This window comes from Aeromonas simiae (genome assembly GCF_014892695.1).
GTDB classification, from domain to species: domain Bacteria; phylum Pseudomonadota; class Gammaproteobacteria; order Enterobacterales; family Aeromonadaceae; genus Aeromonas; species Aeromonas simiae.
On sequence record NZ_CP040449.1, the window covers coordinates 475,061 to 491,010 of the forward strand.

Consider the following 15,950-nt stretch of genomic DNA (forward strand, 5'->3'; position numbering starts at 1 on the left):
AGGGGCCGTGTGGCCCCTTTTTTGGCTTATTGCCCCAGCAATTTGAGCGCTGCGGCCAACTTGTCGACCGAGGCTTGATGCTCCCCGGCCTTGTGCAACTTCTCCCCTTCGGCCCGCAGGGCCTGCACCTTGGCGAGATCGGCCTGGCTCAGCGCCGGTTTTTGCGCCAGCAGATCATCGATCTGCTTCATGTTGGCCGGGCAGTGGAATGCCAAGGCCGGGGCGGCTAGCAGCCATGCCAGCAGACTCACGATTTTCTTCATCACAACTCCTGTCACCCTATGGTTGGGCTGGATGCCCGCTTTGAGCATAGTGGTCATCGCCCGCCGTGAATCCGTTTGGCGATAACCAGTACAGAACCTGAATGAAACTCTAGTTAAAAATATCGATTTTCAACTCATGTTTAATATTTCGATTTAGTTGAAAGGTGTCACGTTTCTTTTTGGGTCTAAGGCAGGAAAGGTACATGGTATTAAATGCTGTTTTTGATATTTTTGTTGGTATGTAGCTAACAACAAGGAAACAGCATGATGGATACGGTAACTCAGTTGCAGGGGGCGGTTGTCACGGCGGCCCATGGCGAGGTTTCTCTACTGCTTGATGGCAAGCGAATACCGCTGACCAGTGGCGATCGCCTCCCTGCGGGAAGCATGATTGAAACCGGGGCGGATGGCTTGCTACAAGCTCGAGATGGAGCTGGTCAGTTGGTCGAGTTGGTGGCTCATCAGAGTGTCATGCTGACATCCAGCGGCGAGTGGGGGGAACCTAGTGAGCCGGGAGTGCTTGACCCTGAGATCGCCGAGCTCCAGCAGGCCATTGCCCAAGGTGAGGACCCGACCTTGAATTTCGATGCCCCGGCGGCGGGGGCTGGCGAGGGAACCGGTGGCGCCGGTACCTCTAACAGTGGTTATGTCGAATTGGCGCGTGACGGGGGAGCCACCTTAGCAGAAGCCGGGTTTGATACGGCTTACGCTAAGGGGACTGAAGAAGAGAGGCCCGACTGGCTGGGGCTACGGGATATCCTGACCGGGGAAGATCCGGCCCCTGAAATGGGGGCCCCCAGCATCGGCAGTGCCGTTCACTCCGTTTATGAGGCCGAACTGGCGGGGGGGAGTGCGCATCAACCCGGACAAGGGGCGGTCATCCAAGGGGCTTTTAGCGTCGAACTCCATGGGTTGAGCGGTGAGGTGCAGATCGGGGATCAGCGCTTCACCCTGGATGCCGATGGTAATGCCACCCTGCCTGAGGGGGGGCTCCAGATCGAGACCGGGGCCGGAACCTTGCATATCACCGCCATTCGCGATGGCGTCATCACCTACTCCTACCAACTCAAAGAAGCCCAGAGTCATGCCCCCGGCGAGGGTAACAACACCCTGCTAGAAGCGATCCCACTGACCGTCACCGACAGCCGTGGCGAGTCCGCCAGCGGCAGTCTGGATGTCACCATAGTCGACGACGTACCGAGCATCACGGTGACGGACGCAGAGCTGAGCGTGAACGAGGGCTATGCGGTCGATGGTAGCTTCAGCCACGAGCTGGGGGCCGATGCGGTCGGGGCGACCCTGACGGTGGAGGGGGGGACATTACTGTCAGACGGACGCTGGGAGCTAGCGCACGGGTTCGTCACCCTCGATCCCGCGCAGGGCACCTTTACCTTCACGGCCAAGCCGAACGCGCCGCAAGGGGCGAAGCAGGAGATCGTCCTGGTGGTGACCGACGGTGACGGCGACGTGGCCAAGGGGTCGGTCACCATAGTGATAGGCCAGAGCGAGGCACCCGAGATCGCCCCCATCCTGGTGGATGAGAAGGGGCTGACCTCGGCGCAAGATGGCTCGGAGAGCGCGATCATCGCCGTGCCGGATGGCTACACGGTGGTCAGCGTGAGCGGGGCGGTCAATGGCACCCTGAGTCAGAACGCACAGGGGGAGTGGGTCTACACCCTCAAGGGGAGCCTGACGCACAGCAAGGACTGGGATGACCAGCTTGAGGGCGACGTGCTGACGGTGGTGGTCAAGGATGGGCAGGGCAACGAGCATACCCTGGAAGTGCCGGTGATGGTGATGGACGACGTGCCGACGGCGATGGCCGATACGATAGCCCTACAGGAAATCGATGGGCAGGGTCGCGGCAATGTGCTGGACAACGACAGCTTTGGTGCCGACGGCGGGACGATCATGGGCGTGGCGGTCGGTGTGCAGGATGGGCCCGTCATTGGTAATGTGGGGAGTGAGCTGCAAGGCCAATACGGCACCCTGATCCTCAATGCCGACGGCAGTTACCACTATGTGCTGACCGCCGATGTTCCGGCCGGCGAGGCGGTGGAAGAGCAGTTCACCTACACCTTGAAGGATGGGGATGGTGACACCTCGACCACCACCATCACGGTGAGTGTGCAGGGGGACAATCAGGTGCCCACCATCACGTTCCCCGGGGTGGGTGAAGAGGGCGCCCTCGTCTATGAATCCGATCTGGATGAAGGGAGTTCCCCGAGTGGTGATCGCGAGAGCACCAGTGGCACCATCACGGTGACGTTGAATGGGGAGGCGGGGAGCGTCACCATCGGCGACAAGACCTTCACGCTGGATAGCGATGGCAACGCCACGCTACCGGAGGGGGGGGGTGAGCATCGACACCGAGCGGGGGACGCTGCAGATCACCGGGATCCAGGGTGGCGACATCAACTATACCTACACGCTCAGCGGGGCACAGACGCATGCGGAGGGTGAGGGTAATAACACGCTGACAGAGTCGATCACCATCACGGTGGCGGATCAGACTGGCGACTCGGCGTCGGGAGACTTGGTGATCACCATAGTGGACGATATGCCGACGGCGATGGCCGATACGATAGCCCTACAGGAAATCGATGGGCAGGGTCGCGGCAATGTGCTGGACAACGACAGATTTGGTGCCGACGGCGGGACGATCATGGGCGTGGCGGTCGGTGTGCAGGATGGGCCCGTCATTGGTAATGTGGGGAGTGAGCTGCAAGGCCAATACGGCACCCTGATCCTCAATGCCGACGGCAGTTACCACTATATGCTGACCGCCGATGTTCCGGCCGGCGAGGCGGTGGAAGAGCAGTTCACCTACACCTTGAAGGATGGGGATGGCGACACCTCGACCACCACCATCACGGTGAGTGTGCAGGGGGACAATCAAGTGCCCACCATCACGTTCCCCGGGGTGGGTGAAGAGGGCGCCCTCGTCTATGAATCCGATCTGGATGAAGGGAGTTCCCCGAGTGGTGATCGCGAGAGCACCAGTGGCACCGTCACGGTGACGTTGAATGGGGAGGCGGGGAGCGTCACCATCGGCGACAAGACCTTCATGCTGGATAGCGATGGCAACGCCACGCTGCCGGAGGGGGGGGTGAGCATCGACACCGAGAGGGGGACGCTGCAGATCACCGGGATCCAGGGTGGCGACATCAACTATACCTACACGCTCAGCGGGGCACAGACGCATGCGGAGGGTGAGGGTAATAACACGCTGACAGAGTCGATCACCATCACGGTGGCGGATCAGACTGGCGACTCGGCGTCGGGAGACTTGGTGATCACCATAGTGGACGATATGCCGACGGCGATGGCCGATACGATAGCCCTACAGGAAATCGATGGGCAGGGTCGCGGCAATGTGCTGGACAACGACAGCTTTGGTGCCGACGGCGGGACGATCATGGGCGTGGCGGTCGGTGTGCAGGATGGGCCCGTCATTGGTAATGTGGGGAGTGAGCTGCAAGGCCAATACGGCACCCTGATCCTCAATGCCGACGGCAGTTACCACTATGTGCTGACCGCCGATGTTCCGGCCGGCGAGGCGGTGGAAGAGCAGTTCACCTACACCTTGAAGGATGGGGATGGTGACACCTCGACCACCACCATCACGGTGAGTGTGCAGGGGGACAATCAAGTGCCCACCATCACGTTCCCCGGGGTGGGTGAAGAGGGCGCCCTCGTCTATGAATCCGATCTGGATGAAGGGAGTTCCCCGAGTGGTGATCGCGAGAGCATCAGTGGCACCATCACGGTGACGTTGAATGGGGAGGCGGGGAGCGTCACCATCGGCGACAAGACCTTCACGCTGGATAGCGATGGCAACGCCACGCTACCGGAGGGGGGGGTGAGCATCGACACCGAGCGGGGGACGCTGCAGATCACCGGGATCCAGGGTGGCGACATCAACTATACCTACACGCTCAGCGGGGCACAGACGCATGCGGAGGGTGAGGGTAATAACACGCTGACAGAGTCGATCACCATCACGGTGGCGGATCAGACTGGCGACTCGGCGTCGGGAGACTTGGTGATCACCATAGTGGACGACGTACCGACGATTGATGTCACCGAGGTCACATCTTCTGTTGCGAACCGCGTGGAGGGTGAGGATAGAGTCGTCGCGAGCGGTACGCTGACGGTTAACCACGGCGCGGATGGGGTAGCCCAAAAGGAAGGTATGACCATCAGCTACGATGGAGAAGAATATGAGGTGATATTTACCAATTCCTCATGCTCACTCTCTGTGGATTTGACCCCATAGGTCCAGACACTTTTTCCCGCTTAGGGTTGTGATACCCGACTGCGCAGAAATTCCCGTGGTGAACGGTATCCCAAGGCGCTGTGCGGGTGGTGCTCGTTATAATGCTCAAACGCGATAGCCAAATTGCCTACCGCTGTTCGGCTATCCGGTTTTGGCATCATCTCGATATAGTCTCGCTTCATCGTCTTCACGAAGCTCTCCGCTATACCGTTACTCTGTGGGCTTCTCACTGCTGTCGTTCTGGGCTCCAACCCGATTTCTCGTGCAAACGCGCGGGTCTCATGGGCTCGATACGCCGAGCCATTATCAGTCAGCCACTCCACCGGTGATGCCGGCAACGAATCCCCAAAGCGATGTTCGACAGACCTCAGCATGACATCTTGCACAGTGTCACTATCGTAACCCCCAGTACTGGCCGCCCAGTCCAACGCTTCCCTATCGCAGCAATCCATGGCGAACGTGACACGTAGTTTTTCACCGTTATCGCAGCGAAACTCGAAGCCATCTGAGCACCACCGTCGATTGCTCTCCTTGACGGCAACACGCCCCTTATGTGCCTGCTGGGCCAATGGTGCAGCTGGTTTTCTTTCCAGCAGCAAGCCATGTTCGCGCATGACGCGATATACCCGCTTAGCGTTTACCACAGGTTGTTCTGTTGCCTCAGACTGACGCCGTAACAGCGCCCAGACCCGGCGATAGCCATAGGAGGGAAGCTCTGCCATCGCCTCCATGATACGGCCAAGTAAGGCTGCATCATCACGCTGGCGATGATGACGACCATCTTGCCAACCCGGTTTTCGATGAACACGAACGGATAGCTGCGCACGCGATACATTAAGAGCCTGGCTCACAGCACTTAATCGTCGTCCCCCGGCAACAAGGGCGCATGCGCAATCCATTTTTTTGCTCGACCATACTCCACGGCTTCTTTGAGGATCTCGTTCTCCATGGTCTTCTTCCCGAGCAGACGCTGAAGCTCTCGGATCTGCTTGATGGCAGCAGCCAACTCGGAAGCAGGAACAACATCCTCACCGGCGGTGATCGCCGTGAGAGACCCTTCTTGGAATTGCTTACGCCATTTGAAAAGCTGGTTTGCGTTGACGTCGTGCAAGCGAGCAACATGAGAGACGGTCATCCCGGGCTCAAAGGTCTGCTGCACGATGGCGATCTTTTCTTGTGGAGTCCGGCGTCGACGGCGCTCGGCCCCTGTTAACACTTCGACCATCTTCTCGTTGTGACTAGTACTGAACATAGCTCCAAGACTACCTCTTAAGTTAAGAGGGGCGAAGTGTCTGGATCTTCAAGGGGCCAATCTACAGGGGTCACTGGTGCGTATCTCCATGGGGAGCTCTGAGCCAGCGCAGCCTGTGCCCGCGGCTTCCCCGAGTGTGGCTACGGCCTCTTTGGCTAAGCCATTGCCTGCACGCGCGACCATGCCATCTGTTGATGCCATGCCCAGCCATCCCTCGCGAACGGCCGCTGCCAGCGGGGCTCAGGGATTTTTCAATGCGGTACGCAATTTGGATTTTCGTCGCGGCAAGGATGGCCGGGGTGAGTTTCTGGTGCGCCTTGAAAATAGCGCCTCGGCCATGGACATCAGCGCCCAGGGACAGAAGGTGATCGCGAAGTTTTTTGGTACCCAGTTACCGGACGAGTGGCTAAATATTATGGAGGTCGCCGATTTTGCGACACCGGTGACTCGGATAGAGGCATTTCGTCAGGGGAAGGATACGCGCTTTGAGCTGAGCATTAACGGGGCTTTTGACTATCGCTACGATCAGGCCGAGAACCTCTTCATTATTCAGGTCGACAAGAAGCTTCCTAGCACCCAGGTGGCCAAGAAGTATGGTGGTAAGCCAATCTCATTGAATTTTCAAAATATCCCTGTGAGGACAGTGCTGCAACTGATCGCCGATTTTAATAATTTCAATCTGGTGACGACGGATACTGTTAACGGCAACATCACACTACGCCTAGATGGGGTGCCATGGGAGCAGGCACTGGATGTGATCCTCAAGGTTAAGGGGCTCGATAAGCGACTCGACAACAACATCCTGCTGGTTGCTCCGGCTGAAGAGATTGCAGCTCGTGAAAAGCAGCAATTGGAAAATCGCACTCAGGTGGCTGATCTAGCACCGCTTGAAACTGAATACTTGCAGGTGAACTACGCCAAGGCCAGCGAGGTGGCAGCACTGCTCTCGTCCGAGAAGACCAAGTTGCTGTCGAATCGGGGGGCGGTGAGCGTGGATGAACGCACCAATATCATGGTCATCAAGGATACGGCTGAAGTGCTGGCCAATGTACGGCGCATGCTCGATATGCTCGATATTCCGGTCAAGCAAGTAGTGATCGAGGCTCGGATGGTGACCATTGATGACGGCTTTGATGAGCAGCTTGGTGTTCGTTGGGGGGTCACCAAGAACGACGGTCATGGCAACAGTACCTCTGGCTCGATTGAAGGTAACGATGGCTCCGGCAACAACGATGGCGGCAGCACCATTACCCGCCCCAATGCAGATGATCGCCTCAACGTGAATCTGCCCGTGGCCAACGCGGCGGGTACGATTGCCTTCCAGGTCGCCCGGCTTGCCGATGGCACCCTGCTTGATCTGGAACTCTCCGCACTGGAAAAGGAGAGCAAGGCTGAGATCATCGCCAGCCCGCGGGTCACCACGGCCAACCAGAAACCGGCCCTGATTGAGCAGGGAACCGAGATCCCTTACGTGGAGTCCTCCTCCAGTGGGGCGACATCGGTGACGTTTAAGAAAGCCGTGTTGAGTCTCAAAGTGACGCCGCAAATTACCCCCGATAATCGGGTTATCCTCGATCTGACCGTGACGCAGGATACCAAGGGTGAAACGGTGCCGACGGGAACGGGGGACGCGGTATCCATCAATGCCCAGTCGATCACGACCCAGGTGCTGGTGGACAACGGCGAGACATTGGTACTGGGGGGGATCTATCAGCAGACTATCAAAAATGACATCAGCAAAGTGCCTCTGTTGGGGGATATTCCAGGGCTCGGTATCCTGTTCAAGAAGACCGTCAGCGAAAACAAAAAGCGCGAGCTGCTCATCTTCGTGACCCCGAGAATCGTGGCCGATAATCTTTAATTCCTTTGCTACCTGAATACGAATGACTTATAACCTAACGCCCCAACGCAGACGGGGCGTTAGGTTGTCCGGTTGCCAGTCCCCCGCTCACCTGAGATAATCCCGCGTCTGATCCATCGCAAGATGAGGTTCATCGGTATCCCGGAGCTCTGTTTTCCGGGGTCTTACAGTGTGTAATAACTAACGAAAAAACATGGCTGAGAAACGCAATATCTTCCTGGTAGGGCCCATGGGTGCGGGCAAGAGCACCATCGGCAGACATCTGGCTGAACAGCTGCACATGGAGTTTTACGACTCTGATCAGGAGATCGAGCGCCGCAGTGGTGCCGATATCAGCTGGGTGTTTGATGTAGAAGGCGAAGAGGGTTTTCGAGTACGCGAAGAGCGCGTGATTGGCGAGCTCTCCGAGTTACAGGGCATAGTGATGGCGACGGGTGGCGGTGCCATCAAGAGCCGTGAGACGCGTAATCGTCTCTCTGCGCGCGGTATCGTTGTCTATCTCGAGACCCCCATTGAGAAGCAACTGGCACGAACCCAGCGCGACAAGCGGCGGCCTCTGCTGCAAACCGAAGAGCCCCCGCGTGAGGTGCTCGAGCGTCTGGCCGAGGAGCGTAACCCTCTTTATGAAGAGGTGGCGGACTTTGTGGTACAAACCGACGAGCAAAGCGCCAAGATCGTTGCTAACCAAATCGTCAAACTGATAGGCATGTAATCGGGGATATACCATGGAAAGGTTGGTCGTTGAACTGGGTGAGCGTTCCTACCCCATATCAATAGGTGCCGGCCTGCTGACGCAGCCGGAACTCTATCGTCAGGTCATCAAGGGTAAGCGAGTCATGGTCGTGACTAACGAGACCGTGGCCCCTCTCTATCTGGAGACGGTGCTAGCCCAGCTTGGCGACTACCGTGTGGATACCCTGATTCTGCCCGATGGTGAGGCTCACAAGAGCCTCGCCACCTTTGAACGTGTCATGGCGGCCCTGCTGGAGGGCAATCATGGTCGCGATACCACGTTGATCGCGTTAGGGGGCGGGGTCATCGGTGATCTGGTGGGGTTTGCGGCTGCCTGTTATCAGCGCGGTGTGCCCTTCATCCAGGTGCCAACCACTCTGCTCTCCCAGGTTGACTCCTCCGTGGGAGGCAAAACGGCCGTCAATCATCCGCTTGGCAAGAACATGATTGGCGCCTTCTATCAGCCCAAGGCTGTCATTATCGATACCCACTGCCTCGCCACCTTACCTGAGCGTGAATTCGCCGCAGGCATGGCCGAGGTGATCAAATATGGCATCATCTGGGATCGCGATTTCTTCTCTTGGCTGGAACAGAACATGGCCCGGTTGCAGAGCTTGGATGGCCCGGCCCTGACCCAGGCTATCCTGCGTTGCTGTGCTATCAAGGCGGAAGTCGTGGCCGAAGATGAGACCGAGTCCGGGGTTCGTGCTCTGCTCAATCTGGGTCACACCTTTGGTCATGCCATTGAAGCCGAGATGGGGTATGGCAACTGGCTGCACGGTGAAGCCGTCGCTGCCGGTACCATGCTGGCTGCGGATACTGCGGTGCTGTGTGGCATGATGACGGAGTCCGAGCGTGAACAGGTGCGCCGTCTGCTGCTAGCTGCACACCTTCCGGTGCATGCACCGCAGGAGATGGGATTTAATGAGTTCATCCATCACATGCGTCGTGACAAAAAGGTGCTGGAGGGGCGTTTGCGACTCGTACTGCCCGCAGGTCTTGGCCGTGCCGAGGTTGTCGCTAGCGTAACAGAGGATCAGTTGATGCAAGTGATCGAAGGTTCCCGTGGCTGACCATAAGCAGCTACAGCTGCCGAGCCAGCGTCAGCTGGTGGAGCGGTTGCAGCATCTGATTGAATTTAATAATCCCTTTGTTCTCCTCTGTGGGCGTGCAGGTTCCGGCCGTTCCACCTTGCTCGAGCGACTGCATGAGCAGTTGCCTGAGTCACTGCGTCTCATCACCCTCGTTGCGAACCCCTCCATGAAGATGGAGCAGGTTCGTGAGGTCTTGCTGCGGCAAGTTGTGCCCACCCCGCTTTTCAATCCGGCCGATGCCCTTGCTGATAGTTTCCTGCGCATGATGCAGGGAACGACGCAGCACTGCGTGATCCTGCTCGATAACATCGACCTCCTGCCGCAAGAGTTGCTGGGGGAGCTGTGGGCATTGATGCTGACCAATGATGCGCTGGCGGTGCCGCATCGTCTTGCCATTGTGGTGACGGGGCGAGACACTTGGTGCCGACAGCAGATCACCCGGCTCAAGGGGCGCACCATACCGGCCCTGGAACTGGAGGTGGCGCCTCTGAGCGCCCCCGAACAGAAAATATTTCTCTACGAAAAGGGTAATCAGCTCAAGGTACCTTCCCTGCTGCTGACCAAGGAGAAGGTGACGGAGATCCTGGCCCGAGCCGGCGGTCATCCCGGAACCATCATGACGTTTTTGGAGGATCTGATGACTGACAGACGCCCGCGTAAACGCCCAGAACCCTTTCCTATTCGCAAGGCCGCCCTCGTACTGGCCGGTGTTGCCCTTGGTTTACTGGCGCTCACCTACTTGGTTCCCGGCATCATGGGCACCGACGAGCCGGTGGAGCCCAAGGTGGAGCAGCCTGCTGGCACTTTGCCGCCTCCTGTTCCCGAGACCCCGGTGCAAGGCGAAGGTCAGCCGACCCTTGAGGGTGGCTCTGCCGCTGCTCCTGCCGGTGCGTGGAAGAGTGAGCAGCCGGCGCTGCCGAACCAGGTCGAAGGTGACACCATCACGGCGCAAAGCCAGAACTATGAAGGGCGCCGCGTCGTCATCGGTGACGAGGTGGTGCAACAGCTGATGAAAACGCGTCCGGCTAGCGGCGCGCTGCCGGCCGAGGTCGAGCAGGCGGTGGTGCCGAGCAAGCAGGCGGTGACGCCGCCCGCAGAGCACCGCGAGAGCAAGCCCGCTGTCCAAGAGGCCCCCAAGCCGGTGGTGAAGGCCAACAAGCCGGCGGCCACTGCGGTTGCCACGCCGACTGCGGCCACTCGAGTTGCGTTGACGCCGGCGAGCACCCTCAACCAGAAAAGCAGCCGCCATTTCAGTGTGCAACTGATGGGGGCCAGCAATCTAAAGGCGGTTGAGGCATTTGTGTCTACCCATCAGCTTGGCGGCAAGGTCTGGGTTTACCAGACCCAGTTCCGCGGCAGCCCATGGTATGTGGTGCTGCAAGGGGATCACGCCTCGCTGGAGCAGGCGCGAGCGGCCATCCGCATGTTACCGCCGGCACTGCTCAAGGAGCAACCGTGGCCCAAGTCATTCGCCCAAGTGAAGAAAGAATTGAAGAAATAGCCCGGAAAAGGGGGTAAACTTCGCCCCCTTTCTGGCCTCACTCCACGCATCGGATCTCCATGAAAAAAACACGCGCCTTCCTGAAATGGGCCGGAGGCAAGTTCTCCTTGGTCGAAGCGATCGCCGAACGTCTGCCCGAGGGGCGCGTGTTACTCGAGCCGTTTGTCGGCGCCGGCTCGGTGTTTCTCAACACCGATTTTGACGAGTACGTTCTCAACGACATCAATCCGGATCTCATCGGTTTCTACAACCACCTCAAGCTGACGCCAGATCGCCTGATTGCGGAGGCGCGCCGCTGGTTTGATCCTGAGTTCAACAACAAGGTGGCCTACTACCGGCTGCGAACCCAGTTCAATGCCACGCGCGACAGTTTCGAGCGTGCCCAGTTGTTTCTCTATCTGAACCGGCACGGCTTCAACGGCCTGTGCCGCTACAACAAGAAGGGGGGCTTCAATGTGCCCTTCGGCTCTTACAAAAAGCCCTACTTTCCCGAGAAAGAGCTGTGGCTGTTTGCCGAGAAATCCCAGAAAGCCACCTTCATCTGCGAGAGCTATGCCGAGGCCATTGGGCGCGCCGAATCGGACTGGGTCATCTATTGCGATCCTCCCTATGCACCGCTCTCCACCACGGCCAGCTTCACCAGCTACGCGGCCGGTGGCTTCACCCTGGATGATCAGGCGGTGCTGGCTCGTCTGGCCCGTCACACGGCGGCCGAGAAGGGGGTCCCTGTACTCATCAGCAACCATGACATCGAGCTGACCCGTGAGCTCTATCGTGGGGCCCGTCTCGATGAGGTGCAGGTCAAGCGCACCATCAGTCGCAATGGCAACGGACGCAACAAGGTGGCCGAGCTGTTGGCGCTCTATCCTCCCGGCATTTCGCCAGAGCAGGGCTGGTACCCTGAAGAACCGCAGGCGGACGTGATCCAGGTCCTGTGATTCGGCCTCGTTTCGCCAGCGGGTTTGCGGTAAAATTGCGCCGCTTTTTTGCCTAGCTGCCAATGGATGACGCCGATGAACGATTTTCTGATTGCCCCCTCAATCCTCTCTGCCGACTTCGCCCGTCTGGGTGAGGATGTGGCCAAGGTGCTCTCTGCCGGTGCCGACGTGGTCCATTTCGACGTGATGGATAACCACTACGTCCCCAACCTGACCATCGGTCCCATGGTGTGCCAGGCGCTGCGCAGCTACGGCATTGAGGCGCCCATCGATGTCCACCTCATGGTCAAGCCGGTCGATCGCATTGTCCCCGATTTTGCCAAGGCCGGAGCCTCCCTCATCACCTTCCACCCGGAAGCCTCCGAGCACGTTGACCGTACTCTCGGTCTCATCAAGGAGCAGGGCTGCCAGGCCGGCTTGGTGCTGAATCCGGCGACCCCGCTCCATTGCCTCGAGTACGTGATGGACAAGCTGGATGTGATCCTGCTGATGTCGGTCAACCCGGGCTTTGGCGGTCAGAGCTTCATTCCCGGCACCCTCGACAAGCTGCGCCAAGTGCGCCGTCTCATCGACGAGAGTGGCCGTGACATTCGTCTCGAGATCGATGGCGGCGTCAAGGTCGACAACATCCGCGAGATCGCCGAGGCCGGCGCCGACATGTTTGTGGCGGGCTCCGCCATCTTCGGCAAGCCGGACTACAAGGCGGTGATCGATCAGATGCGCGCGGAGCTGGCTCATGTCCGCCGCTGAGCGCCCGTTTGATCTGGTGCTGTTCGATTTGGATGGCACCTTGATCGACAGCGCCCCGCAGCTGGCGCTGGCCGTCAACCGTATGCTGGTCGAATGTGGCTTTGCCGAGGTGCCAGAAGGCTTGGTGCGCACCTGGGTTGGCAACGGTGCCGACAAGCTGGTGCAGCGCGCCCTGGCCAATGCGGGGGCGAAAGAGGATCAATTTGCCACCGCCCGCGCCGCGTTTGGTCGCCACTACCAGGCTTGTCTGCTGGAAGGGTTGGGTATGTATGATGGCGTTGCCTCGACGCTGGCCCGCCTCGACGCAGCCGGTTACCACCTCGCCGTGGTGACCAACAAGCCGAGTGCCTTCGTGGCACCGATTCTGGAGGCCCTCGGTATCGCCCGCCACTTTGCCCTCTGGCTCGGTGGCAACTGCCTGCCCGAGAAAAAGCCCCACCCGGCCCCGCTGCTGCATGCCTGCCATGAGTTGCAGGTGGCGACCGAGCGAACCTTGATGGTGGGGGACTCCGAGAATGACGTGCTGGCGGCCAAGGCGGCCGGCATGAAGGTGGTGGGGCTCACCTATGGCTATAACTACGGACGTCCCATCGCGGACTCCGACCCTGACTGGGTCTTTGAACACTTCGCCGGGCTGGATACCCTTCTGCCGGGCTGATACAGGAACGCATTCACTATGGCTAAACCAATCGTACTGAGCGGCGCCCAGCCCTCGGGCCAGCTGACCATCGGCAACTACATGGGCGCCCTGCGCCAGTGGGTCAACATGCAGGATGACTATGACTGCCTGTACTGCATCGTCGATCTGCACGCCGTCACTGTGCGCCAGGATCCGCAGGCGCTGCGCAAGGCCTGCTTGGATGCCGCCGCCCTCTATCTGGCGGTCGGCGTCGATCCCGAGAAGAGCACGGTTTTCATTCAATCCCATGTGCCGCAGCATGCCGAGCTGGGCTGGATCCTCAACTGCTACACCCAGATGGGCGAGCTGTCGCGCATGACCCAGTTCAAGGACAAGTCGGCCCGCTACGAGAACAACGTCAACGTCGGCCTGTTTGGTTATCCGGTGCTGATGGCGGCCGATATCCTGCTCTATCAGGCCAATCAGGTGCCGGTCGGCAATGACCAGAAACAGCATCTGGAGCTGACCCGCGATGTGGCGTACCGGTTCAACAACCTGTATGGCGATGTCTTCACCATGCCCGAGCCTTTCATTCCGACCGAAGGGGCGCGGGTGATGAGCCTGCAAGAGCCGACCAAGAAGATGTCCAAGTCTGACGACAACGAGGCCAACTTCATCGGCTTGCTGGAAGATCCCAAGCAGATTGCCAAGAAGATCAAGCGTGCGGTGACCGACTCCGATAACCCGCCCGTGGTGCGCTTCGATGTGGAGAACAAGCCGGGGGTGTCGAACCTGCTGACCTTGATGTCCGGTGCCACCGGTCGCTCCATCCCTGAGCTGGTCGAACACTTCGATGGCAAGATGTATGGTCATCTCAAAGGCGAGTGTGCCGATGCGGTGGTGGCCCTGCTTGAGCCGATGCAGGCGCGTTTCCATGAATTGCGTCAAGATGAGCCGCTGCTGCTCTCCATCCTCGCCAACGGAGCACAAAAGGCGCGTGAAAGGGCTGAAAAAACCCTGACCAAGGTATATGATGTGATCGGCTTCGTTCCTCGAGCCTGACATACTGGGAAGGTGTAGTCGAAGATAGCCGGGTAGATAGCCGGCTTTCTTTTTATGTTTTTATATTTCCCCCAGTATTTAAGTGCACTGTCCTGAGCACTTTAATTACATATTTAATTATTTTTATTCACTGACTGAGTAATATGACAGTTCAAATTGATGTGCCAGTCCAAGAGCTGGAAGATAAGGGACACTGGTTGCGTAAGTTTCGCAGAGCCAAGAATCTCAATACGTTGCAATTGATGGTGTCCAACGCCATTGACCGCCATCATACGGCACCGAGTATCGCAGCCGCTATCTACCTGGCTGAGTGTCAGCGTGAGCGCGAATTAGAGCAAGGGCGTCTGCTGGATCGCTGAATCGTTACCGGTTGCTTTATCCACGCCCTATTGCCATAGGATGGGGCGCTGGGGGTCTTTACCTAATATGAGAGTGTCGCTTTGAGTCATAATAAATATGAAACTCTCATATGAGGCATTATTGTTTTAATGGTGGCTAGTCGTTATATAACCCTATTGATGAAAATAATAACTGCCATTATTCGAATGGATTAATGCGTATTCCCTGTGTCCGCTCACTGTGAGGTCAGGGGATAGAATGGTTGCATTAGGCCGTTGTTCACGAATCGAATATATACCTCTAGTCGACACACGATGGCGCAGCAGGAAGCGATTATGCGAGAATTCCCGCCTCGTTGCGCCAGTCTCGGCTTATATGGTCTGAGCACAATGGCGCTTGCGCTTCCTCGTCATCTTGTCATCAGGTGGTTTCCTTTCATGTTGCTGCTCATCGATAACTACGACTCCTTTACCTGGAATCTGGTGCAGTACTTCGGTGCCCTTGGTGCCGAAGTGGCGGTGCGCCGCAATGATGCCATCACCCTGGCTGAGATCGAGGCCATGGGGCCGGACCATCTGGTGATCTCCCCTGGTCCATGCACTCCTAATGAGGCCGGCATCTCACTTGCCGCCATCGAACACTTGGCCGGGCGGTTGCCGATCCTCGGGGTGTGCCTTGGCCACCAGTCGCTGGCCCAGGTATTTGGTGCCAAGGTGGTGCGGGCGCGTCAGGTGATGCATGGCAAAACCTCGGCGATTCGCCACAACGGTGGCGGTGTGTTCCGTGGACTGGCCGATCCGCTGACGGTCACCCGCTATCACTCGCTGGTGGTGGAGCGGGATTCACTGCCAGACTGCCTAGAGGTCACGGCCTGGAGCGTCGACGAGCAGGGCCGTTTTGACGAGATCATGGGGCTGCGCCACCGAGTTCTCGATGTCGAAGGGGTTCAGTTCCATCCGGAAAGCATACTCAGCCAGCAGGGGCATGAATTGTTAGCAAATTTCCTGTCCAGATAGGCGATTTCCGTGATCTATGCCACAAATCAAGCACCTAGACGAAATTTCTTCTCCTGACGTTTTATTCACTTATCACACCAGCCAAATTGACCCTTGCCAAGATGGCATGCTCCGTTATGCAATGGAGGTGCCTATTTTGTCAGGGCGTATCGAACATTGTGTGCCCTAACCCGTTAGGTTGCAGACATTTTACTTTTTTTTTGTGATAATTCCGCCGTGTTTACACGGATTTAACTTTTTTGGC

The 15,950-nt window shown here is 58.2% G+C and carries 14 protein-coding genes; 12 read left to right on the top strand and 2 right to left on the bottom strand.

From position 1 onward, the window contains the following. Positions 1-26: 26 nt before the first annotated feature. A complete protein-coding gene (locus FE240_RS02280) occupies positions 27-263 on the bottom strand; it encodes a hypothetical protein (protein ID WP_193003227.1) in 237 nt (78 codons plus the stop codon). Between the two features lie 264 nt (positions 264-527). Here FE240_RS02280 and FE240_RS02285 point away from each other — a divergent pair, with 264 nt between their 5' ends. Together FE240_RS02285 and FE240_RS02290 are read left to right on the top strand one after the other, a co-directional pair. Next, complete coding sequence (locus FE240_RS02285; RefSeq protein ID WP_193003228.1) at positions 528-2,726, top strand: retention module-containing protein; 2,199 nt, start codon at positions 528-530, stop codon at positions 2,724-2,726. Continuing rightward, the gene (locus FE240_RS02290) at positions 2,620-4,542 is read left to right on the top strand and encodes an Ig-like domain-containing protein (protein WP_193003229.1); all 1,923 of its coding nucleotides are present in this window, start codon (positions 2,620-2,622) and stop codon (positions 4,540-4,542) included. Before FE240_RS02285 ends, FE240_RS02290 begins: the two co-directional genes overlap by 107 nt. Positions 4,543-4,562: 20 nt before the next feature. Here the strand turns inward: FE240_RS02290 and FE240_RS02295 are convergent. Continuing rightward, a protein-coding gene (locus tag FE240_RS02295; protein ID WP_102948393.1) for an IS3 family transposase occupies positions 4,563-5,767 on the bottom strand; the annotation gives its coding sequence in 2 pieces (ribosomal slippage) (positions 4,563-5,449 and positions 5,449-5,767; 1,206 coding nt in all). Positions 5,768-5,870: 103 nt separating this feature from the next. Between FE240_RS02295 and FE240_RS02300 the strand changes: the two genes are divergently transcribed. From FE240_RS02300 to FE240_RS02345, 10 genes are all read left to right on the top strand, one after another. After that, a complete protein-coding gene (locus FE240_RS02300) occupies positions 5,871-7,655 on the top strand; it encodes a type IV pilus secretin PilQ (RefSeq protein ID WP_226798949.1) in 1,785 nt (594 codons plus the stop codon). Positions 7,656-7,848: 193 nt separating this feature from the next. Next, positions 7,849-8,367 (top strand): shikimate kinase AroK, encoded by a 519-nt coding sequence (gene aroK, locus FE240_RS02305; protein WP_042048704.1) that lies wholly within the window; start codon positions 7,849-7,851, stop codon positions 8,365-8,367. Positions 8,368-8,380: 13 nt separating this feature from the next. Continuing rightward, a complete protein-coding gene (gene aroB, locus FE240_RS02310; protein ID WP_193003230.1) occupies positions 8,381-9,460 on the top strand; it encodes a 3-dehydroquinate synthase in 1,080 nt (359 codons plus the stop codon). After that, positions 9,453-10,982 carry an SPOR domain-containing protein gene (locus FE240_RS02315; RefSeq protein ID WP_193003231.1) on the top strand — a complete coding sequence of 510 codons (1,530 nt, stop codon included), beginning with the start codon at positions 9,453-9,455 and terminating at the stop codon, positions 10,980-10,982. The genes aroB and FE240_RS02315 overlap by 8 nt, the downstream gene beginning before the upstream one ends. Positions 10,983-11,041: 59 nt before the next feature. Then, positions 11,042-11,920 (top strand): Dam family site-specific DNA-(adenine-N6)-methyltransferase, encoded by an 879-nt coding sequence (locus FE240_RS02320; RefSeq protein WP_193003232.1) that lies wholly within the window; start codon positions 11,042-11,044, stop codon positions 11,918-11,920. Positions 11,921-11,995: 75 nt separating this feature from the next. Continuing rightward, positions 11,996-12,670, top strand: coding sequence for a ribulose-phosphate 3-epimerase (gene rpe / locus FE240_RS02325; protein WP_042048707.1), 675 nt, complete (start codon positions 11,996-11,998; stop codon positions 12,668-12,670). After that, the gene (locus FE240_RS02330; protein WP_193003233.1) at positions 12,657-13,328 is read left to right on the top strand and encodes a phosphoglycolate phosphatase; all 672 of its coding nucleotides are present in this window, start codon (positions 12,657-12,659) and stop codon (positions 13,326-13,328) included. Before rpe ends, FE240_RS02330 begins: the two co-directional genes overlap by 14 nt. An 18-nt stretch (positions 13,329-13,346) precedes the next feature. Then, entirely contained in the window at positions 13,347-14,351 is a 1,005-nt protein-coding gene (trpS, locus tag FE240_RS02335) for a tryptophan--tRNA ligase (RefSeq protein ID WP_042048709.1), read from the top strand. 143 nt (positions 14,352-14,494) lie between these two features. Further along, on the top strand, positions 14,495-14,710 hold the full coding sequence (locus tag FE240_RS02340; protein ID WP_193003234.1) for a hypothetical protein: 216 nt from the start codon (positions 14,495-14,497) through the stop codon (positions 14,708-14,710). Positions 14,711-15,127: 417 nt separating this feature from the next. After that, positions 15,128-15,706: an aminodeoxychorismate synthase component II gene (locus FE240_RS02345; RefSeq protein WP_193003235.1), complete on the top strand. Its 579-nt coding sequence runs from the start codon at positions 15,128-15,130 to the stop codon at positions 15,704-15,706. The last annotated feature ends 244 nt before the right edge of the window (positions 15,707-15,950 follow it).

Excerpts from the sequence above, each read along its gene's own strand:
- aroK (WP_042048704.1), top strand. The coding sequence starts at position 7,849 with ATGGCTGAGAAACGCAATATCTTCCTGGTAGGGCCCATGGGTGCGGGC.
- FE240_RS02345 (WP_193003235.1), top strand. The coding sequence starts at position 15,128 with ATGTTGCTGCTCATCGATAACTACGACTCCTTTACCTGGAATCTGGTG.
- FE240_RS02285 (WP_193003228.1), top strand. The coding sequence starts at position 528 with ATGATGGATACGGTAACTCAGTTGCAGGGGGCGGTTGTCACGGCGGCC.
- rpe (WP_042048707.1), top strand. The coding sequence starts at position 11,996 with ATGAACGATTTTCTGATTGCCCCCTCAATCCTCTCTGCCGACTTCGCC.
- FE240_RS02330 (WP_193003233.1), top strand. The coding sequence starts at position 12,657 with ATGTCCGCCGCTGAGCGCCCGTTTGATCTGGTGCTGTTCGATTTGGAT.
- FE240_RS02340 (WP_193003234.1), top strand. The coding sequence starts at position 14,495 with ATGACAGTTCAAATTGATGTGCCAGTCCAAGAGCTGGAAGATAAGGGA.
- trpS (WP_042048709.1), top strand. The coding sequence starts at position 13,347 with ATGGCTAAACCAATCGTACTGAGCGGCGCCCAGCCCTCGGGCCAGCTG.
- FE240_RS02280 (WP_193003227.1), bottom strand. The coding sequence starts at position 263 with ATGAAGAAAATCGTGAGTCTGCTGGCATGGCTGCTAGCCGCCCCGGCC.
- FE240_RS02320 (WP_193003232.1), top strand. The coding sequence starts at position 11,042 with ATGAAAAAAACACGCGCCTTCCTGAAATGGGCCGGAGGCAAGTTCTCC.
- aroB (WP_193003230.1), top strand. The coding sequence starts at position 8,381 with ATGGAAAGGTTGGTCGTTGAACTGGGTGAGCGTTCCTACCCCATATCA.